Annotated in this window: 13 protein-coding genes and 1 pseudogene; 5 read left to right on the top strand and 9 right to left on the bottom strand. The window is 64.2% G+C overall.

Going from position 1 to position 16,510, the window contains the following annotated elements; translation table 11 throughout:
* Positions 1-11 precede the first annotated feature (11 nt).
* Both ACIQ0W_RS09220 and ACIQ0W_RS09225 read left to right on the top strand, forming a co-directional pair.
* Positions 12-959, top strand: a complete 948-nt coding sequence (locus tag ACIQ0W_RS09220; RefSeq protein ID WP_396642485.1) for a sugar kinase — start codon at positions 12-14, stop codon at positions 957-959.
* Positions 956-1,948, top strand: coding sequence for an aldose 1-epimerase (locus ACIQ0W_RS09225; protein WP_396642486.1), 993 nt, complete (start codon positions 956-958; stop codon positions 1,946-1,948). Before ACIQ0W_RS09220 ends, ACIQ0W_RS09225 begins: the two co-directional genes overlap by 4 nt.
* A gap of 335 nt (positions 1,949-2,283) precedes the next feature.
* Here ACIQ0W_RS09225 and ACIQ0W_RS09230 read toward each other — a convergent pair whose 3' ends face one another.
* Entirely contained in the window at positions 2,284-4,890 is a 2,607-nt protein-coding gene (locus tag ACIQ0W_RS09230) for an AAA family ATPase (RefSeq protein WP_396642487.1), read from the bottom strand.
* A gap of 415 nt (positions 4,891-5,305) precedes the next feature.
* Entirely contained in the window at positions 5,306-6,142 is an 837-nt protein-coding gene (locus ACIQ0W_RS09235) for a hypothetical protein (RefSeq protein WP_396642488.1), read from the bottom strand.
* A 696-nt stretch (positions 6,143-6,838) separates the two neighbouring features.
* On the opposite strand from ACIQ0W_RS09235, the gene ACIQ0W_RS09240 reads away from it, so the two are divergent.
* The gene (locus ACIQ0W_RS09240; protein ID WP_396642489.1) at positions 6,839-7,288 is read left to right on the top strand and encodes a hypothetical protein; all 450 of its coding nucleotides are present in this window, start codon (positions 6,839-6,841) and stop codon (positions 7,286-7,288) included.
* Positions 7,289-7,375: 87 nt separating this feature from the next.
* Here ACIQ0W_RS09240 and ACIQ0W_RS09245 read toward each other — a convergent pair whose 3' ends face one another.
* From ACIQ0W_RS09245 to ACIQ0W_RS09265, 5 genes are all read right to left on the bottom strand, one after another.
* Complete coding sequence (locus ACIQ0W_RS09245) at positions 7,376-7,816, bottom strand: DUF488 family protein (RefSeq protein WP_396642490.1); 441 nt, start codon at positions 7,814-7,816, stop codon at positions 7,376-7,378.
* Between the two features lie 365 nt (positions 7,817-8,181).
* Positions 8,182-8,931, bottom strand: coding sequence for a hypothetical protein (locus ACIQ0W_RS09250; protein WP_396642491.1), 750 nt, complete (start codon positions 8,929-8,931; stop codon positions 8,182-8,184).
* A 146-nt stretch (positions 8,932-9,077) separates the two neighbouring features.
* On the bottom strand, positions 9,078-9,950 hold the full coding sequence (locus tag ACIQ0W_RS09255) for a DUF4238 domain-containing protein (protein WP_396642492.1): 873 nt from the start codon (positions 9,948-9,950) through the stop codon (positions 9,078-9,080).
* A gap of 318 nt (positions 9,951-10,268) precedes the next feature.
* Entirely contained in the window at positions 10,269-10,736 is a 468-nt protein-coding gene (locus ACIQ0W_RS09260) for a hypothetical protein (RefSeq protein WP_396642493.1), read from the bottom strand.
* Positions 10,733-11,791: a hypothetical protein gene (locus ACIQ0W_RS09265; protein WP_396642494.1), complete on the bottom strand. Its 1,059-nt coding sequence runs from the start codon at positions 11,789-11,791 to the stop codon at positions 10,733-10,735. The genes ACIQ0W_RS09260 and ACIQ0W_RS09265 overlap by 4 nt, the downstream gene beginning before the upstream one ends.
* A 1,145-nt stretch (positions 11,792-12,936) precedes the next feature.
* Here ACIQ0W_RS09265 and ACIQ0W_RS09270 point away from each other — a divergent pair.
* Complete coding sequence (locus ACIQ0W_RS09270; RefSeq protein ID WP_396642495.1) at positions 12,937-13,200, top strand: hypothetical protein; 264 nt, start codon at positions 12,937-12,939, stop codon at positions 13,198-13,200.
* A gap of 1,062 nt (positions 13,201-14,262) precedes the next feature.
* On the opposite strand, the gene ACIQ0W_RS09275 is transcribed toward ACIQ0W_RS09270, so the two are convergent.
* Positions 14,263-14,787: a toll/interleukin-1 receptor domain-containing protein gene (locus tag ACIQ0W_RS09275; protein WP_396642496.1), complete on the bottom strand. Its 525-nt coding sequence runs from the start codon at positions 14,785-14,787 to the stop codon at positions 14,263-14,265.
* A gap of 405 nt (positions 14,788-15,192) precedes the next feature.
* Between ACIQ0W_RS09275 and ACIQ0W_RS09280 the strand changes: the two genes are divergently transcribed.
* The gene (locus ACIQ0W_RS09280) at positions 15,193-15,768 is read left to right on the top strand and encodes a hypothetical protein (RefSeq protein WP_396642497.1); all 576 of its coding nucleotides are present in this window, start codon (positions 15,193-15,195) and stop codon (positions 15,766-15,768) included.
* Between the two features lie 85 nt (positions 15,769-15,853).
* On the opposite strand, the pseudogene ACIQ0W_RS09285 reads toward ACIQ0W_RS09280, so the two are convergent.
* Positions 15,854-16,261 (bottom strand): annotated as a pseudogene (locus ACIQ0W_RS09285) (integrase core domain-containing protein); the annotation flags it as partial.
* Positions 16,262-16,510 lie beyond the last annotated feature (249 nt).

Below are 16,510 nucleotides of genomic sequence, written 5' to 3' on the forward strand. Positions count from 1 at the left end.
TGGGCGCCCGGGTGTCCGAAACCGATGTCGTGTGCATCGGCGAGACGATGGCACTCTTCAGAGCGGAGACATCCGGACCGCTCACCCACGCGCGCGGCATGACTCTCGGCATCGGAGGGTCGGAGAGCAACGTGGCGATCGCGCTCACAAGGCTAGGCAGACGAGCGACCTGGGTAGGGGCGCTCGGCGCGGATTCGCTGGGTGAACTCGTGCTGCACGAGTTGCGGGGAGAAGGGGTGCATGTAATTGCACCCCGGCACCCCACCGCCCCGACAGGGCTGATGATCAAGGCGCGGCGCACGCCGTTGACGCAGCAGGTGAGCTACTACCGAAAGGGCAGCGCCGGTTCCCTCATCGAGCCTGACGACGTTCCCGGTGACATCATCTCCCGCGCACGGATACTCCACGTCACGGGCATCACACCGGCCCTGTCGTCGAGCGCAGCACAGGCGATAGACCACGCCATCGCTATCGCTCGGGACAACGGTGTGCTGGTCTCGTTCGACATCAACTATCGCACAGCGCTCTGGCGTGACCGCGATGTCAGAGCCGAACTCCGACCGCTCCTCAAGTCAGCGGATGTGGTGTTCGCCGGCGCGGATGAGGCGGCGCTGGTGGTCGGGCCCGGAGCGCCCGAGGAACTAGCCGCCCGTCTCGCCGAACTCGGACCTCAAGAAGTCGTGGTCAAGCTGGGCGGGAAGGGTGCTCTAGCACTCGTCGACGGCACGTACCACCAGCGCTCCGCTGTGCCCATCACGGCCATCGACACCGTCGGCGCCGGGGACGCCTTCGTCGCGGGCTATCTCGCCGAACTGCTTGAAGGCGAGCGTGTGGATGAGCGACTCCGAACCGCGGTGCGGGTCGGTGCATTCGCGTGCCTGGTGCCGGGCGATTGGGAAGGTCTGCCAACACGGGCCGACCTGGAACTCCTGGATTCCGCGGAGACTGTCGCACGATGAGTACCACGGCGTTCACGGTCGAACCGGCACTTGTGGCGGGCATCCCGTCGATTATCGTCTCAGGTCAGGGGGTCACTTGCTCGATCGCATTACGTGGCGCAACCCTCTTGAGCTGGATTTCTCACGGAGACGAAGTAATTGACGGCTACCTCGACGCCGACGAACTCGAGGATCAAGATGGAGTGCGAAGCGGCGTGCTCGTGCCGTTCGCCGGGCGCGTCCGGGATGCGAGATACGAGTTTGGCCGCATAATCCACGATCTGCTACCGGATGAGACCGACCGCACCGTCTTTCACGGCTTCGTGCGCGAGGTGGACTTCGAGCTCGAATCGGTGACCCACCTAACCGGCGCCGTCAGGGTGCAGTTCGTGGCCCGGACCAACGGGATCGATCATCCGGGGTACCCCTTTCCACTTCGCACTCAGGCGGAGTACGAGATCCGTGAAGACGGCGTCACGCTCGATCTGGCCGTCACGAATCTCGGTAAGACGGATGCCCCGGTCACCCTGGGCTGGCATCCCTACTTCACCGTGCCATCGGCCAGCTCGGTCAACGAATTACGGCTCGTGCTGCCAGCGTCATCGACACTGCCCACCGATGCGGACCTGCTGCCGTTGCACGAGCCGAGGACTGTAGCCATCGCGGACTCGGCCCTCGATATTCGAGAATCGACGATCATCGGGTCAGCCGCGCTCGACGCCTGTTTCACCGATCTGCACCGAACTGGGAGCCGCTTTGAGACTCTAGTGAGCGGGCCAGGAGGTGAGCAGCTGACCGTCTGGCAGACGTCGGGCGAGATCTATGTCTACACTGGCGACCGACTTGATCGTGATGCGCGGCGGTGTCTGGCCATCCAACCCATCTCACACGTCCCCGATGCCTTCAACGACAGCACGCTACATACTGAGATAGCGCTCTCCGGCGGCTTGACCCGCACCTTCACCTGCGGGTTTGACTACGCGAGAGGCGGACAGGCACAGACTGGCTAAGGCGGGGCTCCGCAGTTCGGGATGAACGCGGCTGACATCGTGGTGCCCGTGTCGCTGACCGCCATCATCCAGGCACCTTCGCGGTACGCCCTCTACACCGCCAGTTCCGGAGGCGGCTGTGCATCTCCAGCGCGATCTGTCCCGGTCGGACACCTAAAGCTCTTCGATCGCCGTTGCGAACCGCTGGTAGACGACCTCACGACTTGGGCGTCCTCGTCCGAGGCGCTCACCTGCTGAATTTGTCATTGCCAGCCCTCATTAAGTTCACAACGACAAACGAGCATTCTGTCATCGCTCATGTCGATAAATACAACAACGACATAAACAGACCCGCATCACGCACGGGGAGCGGACGTAGCGATCGGCCCGCCCGCGTAGGGATCGATTGTGGGCAAGCTTCGCGCCGCTCGCGACAGATCCAGCCGCGCAGCACTTCGCGAGTCCTCGAGGGTCAACTCTGGGCTGCCGCGGCGCATCGCTTCGGCGAGTTCGCAGAGCGCCGCATCCTGAGACCCCGCAACAACTACGGCCTGGTTCCAGGCTCGCCCGCGGGTGAGTCCGACGTAGAGTCCCGCCGCATCGACGCCCGGGCCGACGACGGATGCATCCGCGGTATCGCCTTGAATGCCGTGCACCGTCGACGCATAGGCGAGGTGCATGTGGTCGGATGCGTATTCGGCCGAGACGTGTCGGCGCTCGGTGGTGTCGGCGAGATTCCGGAGTTCGATGCGCTCCGGCCGGATCGCGGTGATGACCCAGGTCGCCCGATTCTGCACTCCGGTGCTCCGGTCATTCCGCCGAGTCTGCACGACATCGCCGACGAGCAATTGCTGACCGTCACGACCGTGAGCGACGGCATCCGCGCGGAGTGCGCCGGTCTCGACGCGACGCCGCTGGATTGCTTCGCTGATCGCGGCGGCATCGTCGTTGGTGGCCGTCACGAGCGCGACGCGCTTGCCGCGGTCAGCCCACTCGAACCAGGCCTCCACCATGAGGTCGTGCGCCGCATCCGTGCCAGCGACCCGTGCGACGTGCCCTCCGTCGTCGAGAGCCCCGGCGACTCCAACCGCGTCTTCCGCCGTCGCGACGTCGCGCAATCTCAGCGTGAGATCCCCATAGCCACGGTCGGTGAAGCGGTGAACTTCACTCAGCTCGACGACGTTGTCGGCCACCTGGGTCATCGCGACCATCGCGCCCGCGTGGCCAACGGGCGCAGCCTGGCGCGGGTCGCCGATCATGGCGATGGCGGCGCCGGTCTCCCCCGCGACAATCGCGAGCGCATCCGCGGTGTGGAGGTCAACCATTCCGGCCTCGTCCACCACGATGCGATCGCCCCGGCTGAGTCGGAAGTCGCGCGGGCCCCGGTACGTGCGGCCGGTCGCCGCATCCGTCTGACCGACCTGCAGGCGGGTCCACACAGTCGCTCCCGCTTCGTCGATTCCCCAGCGCCAACCGTGGTCGGCGAGCAGCGCGTGCAGGCTGGATGCCGTGGCCCCGATCTCGCGCTCGGCTACGGCAGCCGCCTTCTTGGTTGGCGCGACCACGATCATGCGTCGCCGCTGCAGTCGCAGGGCGTGGAGTGCGACGCGCAACAGCGTCGTCTTGCCCGACCCGGCAGGCCCCGTCACCGACACGAGACGTCCAGTCCCGGCGATGGCGGAGGCTGCGGCGAGCTGCGCATCAGCGAGCTCGGCGCTCTCCCCCACAAAACGCCGTGCGACGGTGCGCATCTGTCGTTCGTCGGGCAGTTGCCCCGGCGCGGCGAGCGCCGCGAACCTATTGGCGACGCGCAGCTTGAGCAGCACCGTCGCTTCGGCCATCAGCGCCTTGATGTGCGCAGGCTTGGCGGGATCATCGAGCACCAGGTCAATGGTGTGCCCGGTCGCCCGCGACGCGACGTCGTTGATCAGCTCGTCGAGCGCGGCTCTCTCGGCGACGACCCCGCTTCGAGAGATGGCCCGGATGGCGCTGGCACGCAGATCCCATGACGAGAACCGGCCGCTGCTCGAGACCGAACGGGCATCGGCCTCGACGAGTGCCATCCGCGCGAGCAGTTCGCGATCGAGGGCGGCGATCGGGGTGGGGCCGAGCCGGGCCGGGTTGCGCTGCCAAAGCAGGATGGGATCGATGTTGGCGAGTTCGCTACGGACCCTCTCCTCCCACTCGGCCTCGTCGAGATGGGCGGGCTTGCCCGGCCGTCGCTGAGCCCACGCCAGCTCGTCGATGTGGCGAAGCTCTTCGACGCCGGGTTGCCGTCCGGGATGCTCGTCGCGCCACTCCGCAATCAGCCGAACACGGTTGGCTTCGATCTGGTTCGACCGTCGCGAGAGTGGGCGCACGACGTGGGCGAGCTGCGCGATCTCGCCGTTCGCGTCGAGAGTGTAGCCGTGAGCGGCGAGTGCTGCTACCCAACGCGGGTCGCTGCGAGCGGCCAACTCGCCCTCAGCGTTGACGACGTTGTGGAGCTTGAGCGCTACCCGCGAGTCCAGGCTCGACCACTTGCCATCGGCCCCCTGCACCTTCATGTTGAGCCACAGGTGTCGATGGATGTGCGGGTCGAGCGCCCGCGACCGCCGATGCTGCAGCTCGACGACTTCGAGCCGAGCGATGTCTTCACGGACGCGGCCACCCCGGCCACGCCGCGCGTTTAGCTCGCGCTGCCAGCGCAGGATGGTGCGGTCACGCATACGGTCCTGCAGCAACTCGAACTCGTGGGCCAGCTCCGGGTCGAGGAGCGACGCGACGCTGTACGACTTCGGGAAGTTAATTGTCCCGTCCAGAAGCAGGTCGGTGTTCTCCGATCGATGCATCAGCCCGCGCGGCTCACCGGTCTCGGGATCCTCCCCCTGGATCCACCGCCGCAGCGCCGGGGCGTCCAACTCGTCGCGGGTCAGCTCCCCCGCTACCGCAACGAACCGCGTGACTGTGGCTTCATTGATCACGCCGTATTGCTCCGCAGATTCCACTCCGGTCGGAGCGCGATGCGCATCGCATGTGCCGTCGAACGCGTACGAGACCGCATTGCGGATCCCGCGGGATTCAGCCCCGCGCTTCCAACTCCGCAATCCCCCTCGCATGACAGCAGAATACATGCGCAGTTGTGTCACCACCAGGCATGGTGCCTACGTGCATCGTCGTTTCGTCACTCTGGTCGCTTTAGCGTCGTGGCTCGTATCGTCAGCGACCCGTTCCATCGATCGTCCCGAGGTGTCTCGACGTGTTCGCATGAGGGACCTTCATCGGGCACGTTCGCGGGCGGGTCTTACGAGAATCGCCCACTCCTCAGCCCGGGGGCATCGTCGATTCCCCAGCATGGCCACGCGCATCGCTCGAGGCAGGACCGTGAACGCGCCGGGGTCAGAAGTGCTTGGGCAGTGGCCCCAACGGGTCGTCCGGCTCGATCTTCGCGACTTTGCCGGACACGTGCGCTATAGGCGGTGGCGCGAGCACCGCCGCGTCCCGGTGCCAGTCGTCGCGCTCGTCCCGGTATTGCACCGTAAACCTGACCGGCATACGCCCTGTAACGCTCATGCGCTGTCCCGCGAACACGTGGACGCCCATGTACGGGCCGTCCCAGCGCGCAGAGCTGTCGAACGAGAATTCCCCCGGGTCCGCGGAGACCGTCACGTCGGAGGCGTCGGCTCGTGGCTCTACGTTCTCCAGCGTGAAGGTGCCAGGAGCCCCCTTGTTAGCGCGGATACGCCACACCGGCAGCGGTATCGGCACGGCCCTTTGGGCGGCGACTTCTCGCATCGCCCGCGCGTGCCCGTCCTGCTCGCCGGACCTGCGAGCCAACTCGATCTGCCCCTCGCTGATCCGTAGTTGCTCGGCCATCTGATGCTGGGCTAGGGACTTGACGGCGGCAACCTCGTTCTCGAGCTTCGACCGCTCGGCCGAGGCTTCGAGCTGCACGCGCGCCGCCTTCGTGAGCTCCGCGGCCGCCGCGTCGGCGGCTTGTTGCAGCTCCGTCGCCGCGGCGTCCCTACGGCGCTTCTCCCCCGCAACAGTGCTCACCCGAACGCGGATGGAGAACGGCCACTTCACTGCCCACGAGGCGGCGCGCCATGCCGGGCTCCAGATCTTCTCGCGGAAGGTCTCACTGAGAGCGGCGATCACCGCAGCCACGATCAGCCCGGCGATCGCGCCCCCGATTATCTGCAGCCAGAGCTGCTGCCACCACTGGTCCCCGGTCAACACGACTCCGAGGCTACTGGCAGGGCACGACGAAGCCCGGAGGCCGTCGTCCCGGGGGCCGTTTGTGTCACACAGTCGTTACTTTGCCGCGGCGCCTCGTTTCAGCTGGCCTCGTGTCGCTGGACGATGGAACCGTAGGTTTTCAGAACCGTTGCGAAGCTCATCAACAGCTTGGATGCTGTTGACAGCCGCCTCGAGAAGCGGGAGTAGCGCATGGCTCTTCGGGAGGCTTATGTTCTTCACGCGGCCAGCGAGGGACGTCGTTAGCACCATCGTTCACCTTTCCCATTCTCGTCATCACTGAATCGACGGTCTTGGACACTTCTCGGGCAACGCCGCCCTGACGAACTGCCCGCGGAAACGCGAAATCTGACCCCACGACAGGCAACGCGCGGATGCAGAAGGCAAAGGCCGCGCACCCGAGTGCGATCCATAATGTCCGCAGCAGAGCGCTACATCAGCCCTGGGGTTGCCAGGTGCAGCCGAAAGCCGATGTCTCCCAGCCTGTCGGCGCCGATCCTTCCGCACCGCCGGCCCCGTGAGCGATGGGAATCGGTGCCACCGAACGAAGCTGCTCACACGCGACCAGCCCCTTCCGGGCACTGCCCGGAGGGCGACCGGCTTCCGACCCGTCGCGGATGGCGAAGCCGGGCAGCGCCGACCGGGTTGTCGGCTGGAGTCGGCAGAATAGGCAACATGCCCACAGACGACGAGATGAAGTTCCAGACGGGAGCCAGCAACTTCGGCGAGGACTGGACGCTGGAGGGCGAGGAAGCTGCGCTCCATATTCTGCTCGTCAGGAAGCGCCGCGATCCAGAGATGCAGGGGGCTCTCGCCGAGGCGCTCGGCCGGACGCTGAACGGCGTCGACTGGAAAATCGACGGCATGGCCTCGAACTTGGACGAGTTCCGCACGGCGAACGAGAACTCGCTCGGCCTGAACGTGACGGAGGTGAAGCTGCTCGCTGATTATCGGCGCGATCCGGCTAAAGTCGCTGAGCGGTGCCGCCTCTCATACGAACGCCTCGTGGCGGGCGAGAGCCCCGCAGCACTCTCTGCAGAGCGCCGGCGCGCCCAACAGGAAGCGAGCACCTGCGGCAGTTGCTTCACCGAGTTTGCGGCCGACGGCTCGTGTATGTGTATGTGACTGCGGTGGGTCGGCGCTCCAGTCGATGAGCAGCCCGTTCGGCGTGGGCAGTGACGACTGCCGCAGTGCACGCCTGACGTGGCCGTGCTACCCGCGGACCATCTCGGGTTCCAGAGCAGCGCGTACATGGTCGAGGACTTGCTCTCGGTGACAGTGGTGTTCGTCTTCTTCGAAGCAGAACACGGCGATCGTCCGCGTCCGGGCGAGCTCCACGAGTGCGCTCAGACTGCTGGCTGCTGCGTCGTCTGCGAGCGTGTTGCGGTACCGGTCGCGTGCCTGGCGAGCGGATGGGGATGTGGTTTCGGCGTATCCGTCCCGATTGGTGCGTGGGTTGCCTAGTGAGGGCATGTGACGGTAGTGGATACCGGCTTGCTCAAGCGCGTTGGTGAGGGCCTTCTTGGAGAATCCTGGCTTGCGTGAGATGGCGTTCAATCGCACGTCGACGAGGGTCTCTACGCCGCGGAGGCGGAGCCGGGAGATGAGCGCGTCCTGGGTCAGGCCTTCGTATCCGATACCGGTGATGTCCACGTTCGGCTTCCTCCTCGTTGTGCGTTTGCGGTGGGCTGCGACTCGGCATCGCGTGCCGCAGTACTGTGCGTCGCGCCGTCCGGGGAAGGCAGCGCCGCACCATAGGCAGGTGCGGGACGTGGGCCGACGAGCGCGCAGCTCACGGCTCACGCTGGCCGATAGTGCTTCGAGCTCCTCCAACGCTAGGGCTCGGACATCCTGCATGTAACGGATCATATCTGTTACATGCAGGATTTTGCGCAGCAGCGTCGGACGGACCCGTCCGGCCCTCACCCGCCCGGTCTGCCTTATCGCGATGGGTGAGGGGCGCGATCGTCAATGCCCGCGGTGAGCACGCCGGCCGCGAAGGATGTTCCAGCCGCCTACTAGATGCCGAGATCGAGGGTGGCGGCGAAATCGGATAACTTCGGCGGCGCGTAGACCCCGAGGACCGAGAAGTTGCGCCTCTTGGTGGGATCCGCGATATTCCCGACGAAGAAGTGCGTGCGCTTGTCGTCTGCGCAGAGTTCGTCATGGAACCGGCGGCGGATGCTCTCTGCTGCGGCGTCGTCGCTCATGTTCCGCAGGCGCAGCTGAAACGCGGTGAGTTCCCAGTCCAGGATTCGTTGCTTGTGCCCGGGGCAGTCAGCTGTCTCGCAGAAGTAGTGGTACTTGGCGATAAACCGCGGCGGCTTCAGCTCCGGGGGTGTCGCATCGCCGAACAGGCTTTCCTGTTGGAGGGCCCGGTCGATCTTGGCCTGTTGGGATGGTGTCCACGGCTGGCCGGGTTCCACGATCACTCCCTTCAGCGTCCGGACCCGGACCAGTCCCAGGGATGTGGCGTTCATGTTCTGCACGACGCCTGCACGCAGCTCGCACATCGTCGGCCCGATCAGTGGCTCGAGGATCGCGCCTCGTGCGCGAATGTCCTTGATCACTTTGCCTTCGCGGCGGACGGTGTCGATATTGAGCCGGTTGCTCTCCGGACGCAGGTCATTGATCGGCGGGATCAGGTCGACGTCGATGACGTCGTACTTCTTGAACTGCTGGTCCGTCGCCATCCACCGGAACGGCACGGGGTAAAGGCGGATGAACTCCGGCGCGGCCCTATCCAGGCGGACGCCGGCGACGCACACCGTGTCGCCATATTTCTCCGAGGGCTCTGGGGAGGCCTTGACTGTGATCAGGACGCGAGCGCTCTCTGACAGAACCACAGAGCCTCCTTCGCGTTGATCCCATGATGCCCGGGACCTTCATCGGGCACCGTGCGGCGCGCCCGACGTCAGCTGTGCGGAGGCGCGTAAAGGTCGGTTCCGGTCGTTCGCGCAAAGTCCTTGGCCCAAGCGAAGTCCGGTTGCCCCGAGACGACGTGGCGGGATGCCATGAACACCTGCGCGGAGTTCTCGCTGCTCGCCATGCCGTCGGTGAGCTCGACGGGCGAGATCTGGTTGTTGAACCGGGCGATCGACGCGGTTCCGTACCTTCCATCGGTCGGGTATCCATACATGATGACGTCCGGAGCGAGCGGATAGACGAGGTAGGTGCCTTCGGAGAGGATCGCTCCCCTCAACCACTTTCGATTGTCGTCGGTCCGAAACGCGACAGGGTTGTCCGACGTCGCCAAGGGAGTGGAGGAACCGTTCTTCGCGAAGACCCAGGTGCAGTCGATGAGCCGAGAGGCGATGCTGTCCACGAGGTCTTCGTCCCACAGCGCGTGCAGGTGTAGCTTGCGCGCTTCCTCGACTGTGGGTTCCGGCGCGCTGTCGCTGGAGGCGAACCTCGCGATGGTTTCCCGCGTGTCCGCGGAGCGCAGAAACTGCAGCGCGACGAACAAGCCGACCGTGTCGCGATCATCTGTCGAGATGCCGAGGGCGTCCCCAGGTTCGTGTGCGCGGATCCAATCAAGCCACCGCCCCGTGAGCCCGGAAACGGCGCCTTCCAGAGATGCGAACTGCGCCTCCATGGTCAACGGGTCGCGTCCCTGCTCTGCAAGTTCGTCGTGGAAGTAGAACTTGGTCTCCGCGGCGATCGTGGACGGGCTCGTCGCATAAACCCGATCAACGACGCGGTCCCACACCCAGAGCCTGCCTTCCGCGTCAGCGAAGCGCCTCAGGTAGAACCTCGGCACGTAGTGGTGCAGCTTCGGTGAACTCACGGGCTGCTCGGGCAACGCGCGACCAGACCTGCAACCTCCAACATCATGCTTCACCGTACTGGTCGTGCTGTCGGCGTGTGAGCCGACTGACCGCCACAGCGTGACGTCGAGTCGAGGCTCGGCAGTATTCGTACCGCGCTTGTGCGCCCACCGCGACGTTTTGTGCGCGCGCCGGGCAAACTAATCGGCATGCCGCTGGGCGCCGATGGGACTGCTCCCTGAGCGGGTGACATCCGACCTGGCTTGCACGAGGGGATCCGCTCAACGCGCCATGCCCGGAGATGGATCTCAAGGCGGCGGTTCTCCGTCGGTCTCAGTTCACCCGATCACCCCGCTACCCTTGCGTTCAGACAGGAACGCCGCTGCCCGGCTGTCGGCGAGTTCGCTCAGGAACACATGAGCCGCTCGCTGTCGAGTGCCGGAATCAACTTCATCGCTCAACATTGCGTCGGCAAGCTCGGCTTCGGCTAACCGTTCAATTGCTCGAGTCATGTCTTCGATTGCGCTCTCCCATTCCTTCCTTGGCTCGGCCATTGACCGCGGAGTCTCGCCATCCTCACGCTCGTAGTAGTTCGACGGCAGGTAGAAGCCGATGTCCGAGGTGACGAACTCGGACCCGCGCTTTCCATCTCTCCGGGGCACCGGTTCAAGGCCGTGCTCCTCGCTTGTCACGAAAAGAAGTGACTTCAGCCAACTTGGAGCGGGAGCAGCCGGGTCCGACGAGGCAGTCACATCGTTGTCGTGCGAGGCAGCTTCACCGATCGTCACATCTTCTCGCCTGCTCATGGTGCTCCATCCCGCATCGCGCGGTCGTATTCATTCGCGGCAACAGCCGAGCGCACCGACAGAACAAACAACAAGATCATCGATGCCGCAGCTAAGGCGATGCCGATCGCGGCATCCGCAATCGTTAGGGCCGCACCAAGGTCCCGGGCCACGGACCAGTCCGGCTCGATCATCGTCTCCGCTGTGCTCCTTGTGAGCAACCAAATAGACACGCAGATGGCAAGAACGGTCTGGCTGAACAGGGCAAACCGGGGTAAGAACGGAGAGTTGAAAACCTCCCGCTTTGCGGTTGTGTTGTCGAGGACGGCAGATCCGAGTGCCACCAGGGCGACAAGGAGCTCTGGCGCGATCAACGAGTCGGGAGCACCGTGCGTCATTGACCAGATGACGATCGCCGTCAGGGTGAACGCGCCGAGGGCGGATCCGGCGAAGGCACGGCCAGTTGCACCGGGAGGTACCTCTAAAAGCCGAAAAGCTGCATAGAGGCGGGCGTCCGATAGATGGCCGTTGCCTATAAATAGGAGGCCGGATGACCACCCTCCACGTCTTGTGGACCACCAAGTTTGGGTCGACACCGGGATATCGCTCACGTTGCTGGATCCGCGCGTGCTCTGCGGGGACGGATCATCTCCGCTTCGCAGCACGAACTGCTCTCGAACGTAATACCCATCGATAGCTTCTAGGCGGAGCTCGTAGTGAGGTGTTAGGCGTGCGAGCGGCGCGTGCACGAAGAACATGCTGGCCGGAGCGCGGAACCAACGCCTCAGCTTACGCACAAGGCGGAATCCGTAGGAGCGGGCCTCTCGCTCCTGGGAATATTCATAGCTCAGCGTCACGCTGCCGCCTGTCGAGGCTACCCACACGAAGCGGTAATAGCGGTCGGCCAATACCTGGCATAGCGCGTACAGTCGCTCGAGGTCGCGTCGGAGGTCCGACATCTTGCGTCCACGTGGAAAACCGATCAGCAAGCCGTTGGCGAAAAGGTGGGAGATGCTGGCCGGCGCCGACTGTGACTCAGCGGGGGCATCCACGATCTTCAGCAGCGCGTCAAGCACGCGAGGAGCGCGTGCATCCAACCGCGTGGGGTTCTTCACAACGGACCTGGCCCGTCGGAGAACGGCGAGGAATCGAAACATGATCATGAGCCGACTGAGACGATTGTGGGCTTCATGACTCAGAAGTTGCGCTTCCCCAGCTTCGCTAACTAGCCGGAGGTCTGAGAGGGCACCCTTGCGCGGAGTTTGGATGGCGATCAGAAGGTCGCCGCTCCCTGACGCGCCCTGCCGAGCTTTGAGCTGGATGCTCACCCTGCGGTGAAGCTCATCTTCTCGTACCTCGACTCGCTCCGAGATCCGTTCAAACCAAGCCTCCGGCTCCCGGAGAGCGCTGAGCGCGCGCGAAGCTAAGCGCCACTCAGACAAGAGAATGTCTCGTTGCGCCATTCCCGTGGTGCCTTGCGTCGACAAGTCGTCCTCCCAGTGCGCCATCAGTAGCGCGGCATGTCCCCCAACATGGGTCGCGCTGGCTTCGTGCCGGATGCTGCGCCAGCTCGTGAGCCCAGTCGACTCTGACGGCGAGTGTAGCGGTCCGAGTCGCATCCGCGCACGATTCGTGAACCAGCTCGGTGTCGCTGGATAGTGAAGGACAACTTATCTGGCTTGCACGAAATGGCCCGCTCAACGGGCGTCGCCCGAATACGGATCCAGCTCGGATGCCCACAGCGGTCCCCAACTCGCGTGTGGCCCGAATTGGGATGCGCTCGGGAATCGACTGTTTGCTGTTGTTGAGGACGTTGACGTCGATGAGCACTGGAAGGTCGCGACCATGATCCCCGTAGCGGCGAGTGAGGCGGTGCCGTATTTCGAGGCGCTCTATGCGTAGGGGCGTCCAGTACGCTCGCAGCCATGGACCAAGAGTGGCAGGTTGTCGAAGGTACCGGGTGGATCGTGCTGCCAGAGTTCGGCCGGATCAACCCACGACGTGACAACGTAGCCGGCGGACGCCAATACTTTACGGCCAAGCTGGAGAACGATGAGTATGCGACTGCGTCAGGCGCGGAGATCACTGGTGGACCCGAAACATACCACTTCGAATTTGATCAGCCGTTCCTGCTTGCGGATAGCAGCCGGCAGCGGTGCGTCGAGGTGTCAATCTCATTGCTCGTAGGGGGTCGCTACGCCGTTAGGTATCGCAGCGGTCAATGGCCGAGCGAGGGCGGCGGCGCCTGGTGATGGGCGGAGACCTCAGCTCGCTGTCGGACTCAGAGCTCGAGACCCAGCGTGAGGACCTCCGGCTGGAATATGTCGCCTGCCGGGACATCGACAAGGCGACGGAGCTGTACGACGAACTGCACGGTTATGACGAGGAAATGACACGTCGCGCAAACGAGATCTACGAGCGGGATAACCCGGACGCAACAACCCGACACCGCGAGCACGGCTGGTATCTGCCGAACGAAGACTAATGTCCCGCGTGCTCAGGCGACCCGCGGCGATCCGAGAGTCGTCGTTACCGAGACCTAGATGGTGGACGCACGCGAAGGGGATCGAGCGCACGCTCTCTCGAGCGCCACCACTGCACGGATCGGCCCCGCTCGCGGGCAGTGCCCGTTTACGGATCCTCACATCGGCGCCACCGCCGACGGCGAACCCACTCGGTTCACCGACCTGCTGTAGGCGATCGAGGGCATCTCGCAGAAGATGCTCACCAAGAACCTCCACGCCTCGCGCTGAGCGGTCGAGAGCAGTGACGGAATGCGCGAAACTGATTGCTGCTTCCGGAGGTGGAGATACTGTGCGAGTTGTGCAACCACTCCTTCAGCCGGACCCGATGGCACTCCAGGCTATGCAGATATCGATTGTCAGTCTCGTTATCGCCGTGTTTGCAGCGCTGACTGGAGCGGGCGCGCTCGCGTGGCAAGTCGCAACACGCAGACGCGGTACGCACAATGTCAAGGTATCTGTCGGGCCCTCGCGGAGTGACCTATCCGCTGATGGCGACATGGTGCATCTTGCGACGGCTGCAAATATTGGCGGATCCGACGTGGAGCTTAGAGGGTGGGGACTCATGCAACCCGGTCGGCGCTACTTCTTGACGCCCACCGCTCTGGAGGGGAGCACTCCACTGCCGCACGTCCTGAAGGCCGGAACTAGTGCGCGGTACATGTTCTCCTCGACCGACCTGCGGAGCGTACTGGCGCAAGGATCGAATATTGGGCCCGCTGACCTCAACGTGTTCGTGTCCCTAGGCACCGGCGAGAGAATCTACTCCAAAACGAAGGGCGTCGGGGCAGTCCTGGGACGGAAACGGTGACGCTCGCTCGGGGAGTCGCGGTGCGCGCGGACGCACCTGGTGGTCCGGCGACCGCTTGTTCGTGAGCGGGACCGTTCGCGAACTTCCCACGAACGGTCCGTGCCCGTACAGGGATTCCGACGCACGCTGCGATCCCTCCAACGCGCGATGCCCGCGTAGGGATCGGGCATCGAGAGTGCGGGGAGGCGTCGTAGCCGCGCTCGACCGGGTACGGCTAGCGCGTTCCCGATGTCATGCTCAGCTCGTCGGCCTCTTCCTCAGCAACGAGGCCGACAAGCTCGGCAATCTTGACGACGATGTCTTCCATGGGCTCTTCGGCGGTGCTGAACCCACCACGCGACGCGAGTGTGGGGGTGACCTGGTCGAGCTCCTCGAAAGTCACCCCATGCATGACCGGCACCAGCAGGCTTCGGCGCAGCAAAGCACTGAGTTCGTTGCTCGCAATACTTCTGTCGGTGGACAGTTTGTCAAGCATGGCGGGCGTGACCAGCACGATCCCCATGCGCGAACTGACGAGGCCCCTATCGATGGCGACTCGCATGTCCGTGCCAGGCCGAAGGCTCACCTCGCTGAACCATACCGAGACGTCTTCCGCTAGGAGCAAGTCGTAAACGTCCTTCGCGTCAGCCTGACGGTCGGGCCACGCGTGGCAGAGAAACACGTCGTGCGCTTGAAATCGTGCGATGGTCGCTGCGCGAACGGGTGTGAGGTCTCGCACTTGCTGCGGCGTGTAAGACACGGTCGACGTGCTTGGCTGCCAGGGCGGACGCGCGGTGCGACCACCACCGCTACTGCTCGCCGCGCTCCCGCTCCCGCTCCCGCTTCCGCTCCTGGGCCTCGGTCCGGATGGTGTGGAATACGACGGGTAAGACCGCGGTGGTGAGTAGTAGCTATAACCTCCCCCGCGTCCGTGAACTGGGCAGTCGGCTCCGCCGCCCCTGATATGGCCGCGTACGGGCGCCGTGCACTGAGACATGCGGCTGATCGTAACGCCGACGTCCGACATCCCGGGCCAGACTCGCGCAGCAGGGAGCGGGCAGAGGTAGACGAACGAACCTGCGAAAGCGTTGCTCCCTCATTTCTTGCCGACAAGTACGACTGCGGCTCGCCCTGCGGATTGTGAGCGCCCTACTACGATCAACGCATGGGCGAGGAGTTGGCTGGGTGGGCGGCGTTCGTCGGTGCGGTCCTTATGATCGGATTGGAGTTCTGGCGCGCACGCAAGAGCGTCGATTCAGGGAACACGCCGACCGCTGGGACAGACTCCACGCCGGTCAGCCGCGCGGACCGGTTCTTCCTTACGAGGGGCGTGTCGGCGCTTTCCGTTATCGGCGTGGTCTTGACGGCGCTGGGAGCTTTCGCCCTGCACGCCTTCTCCGTTTCGCTTCAATTGGACGCTCAGTACGTCCGCGACTGCATTGGCGAGACCTGCTTCGGCACAACGGCGGATCAACTCGACGCCGCCAAGCTCGACCTGTTCGTCTCCGTCATCGATCTCGCCGTAGTGCTGCTCTGGTGCGCCGTCGCGGTGCTGTGTCTGCGGGTAGTCCTTTACTGCCTTATCCGAGTTGCAGAATGGGCGACACCCGCGCTTCGCGAAGTTCGGGCGAAACACAACGCACGTACCGCGGACGAAATCTCGCCAGATGCGAAGCAGGTAGGCGGGGCCGACGCGGGGCCTACGCGCCGGTTACCGCAAAAGCGCAGCGCCGACAGTTAGAGATGAAGGCAGCGAGCTAGCGCACCCGTGCCTGATACTCCAGCTGGCCGATGCGTCGTATATGCCGATCCGCATCATGCACGCCTTAGGTGTGATGTCCAGGCAGGTTGTTCTTGATCCTGTTGCTGGGAGGGGCTCCGATTGCGGAGTGGTGCCTGTGGTGATTGTAGAAGTGGAGCCAGCCCGGTAGGGCTTCTCGCCGCGCGGTCTCAGACGAATAGAGCTTCGCGTAGGCCCAGCCGTCGGCGAGGGTGCGGTGGAACCGCTCGATCTTGCCGTTGGTATGTGGTCGGTAGGGACGGGTCTTTTTCGCAGTGATCCCGAGTTCCGCGCAGGCATCACGCCAGGCGTGGGACTTGTAGGCGGAGCCGTTGTCCGAGAGGACGCGTTCGACGACACCACCTTTCGCCTTGGCAGCATCGACACAATCCAGGAGCAGGACGAATCCCTCGGCGGGATCTTGTCCTGGTACTCCACATACGTCAGCAACGGCCGTCGACCCGGGCCCCGCAAGACCCTCTAACGTCAGCGATGTCCTGATACATCAACTGTCAGAGATGTCCTGATGCAGATTCGTCAGAGATGTCTTGATACATCACAGAACCAGGCGTTCCGTATAGAACTGACGGAGGTTGTTGACAGCCGGGTCTTCCAGTTGGGAGGAAGACTTCATGACATCAACTCTGTCCGCGTCTGCGTTGCGAGCTATCGAGCGACGGGCCAATCACAAGCTCGCCGTCCT

Origin of the sequence: Microbacterium sp., assembly GCF_044340635.1 — a bacterium.
Taxonomy (GTDB): Bacteria; Actinomycetota; Actinomycetes; order Actinomycetales; family Microbacteriaceae; genus Microbacterium.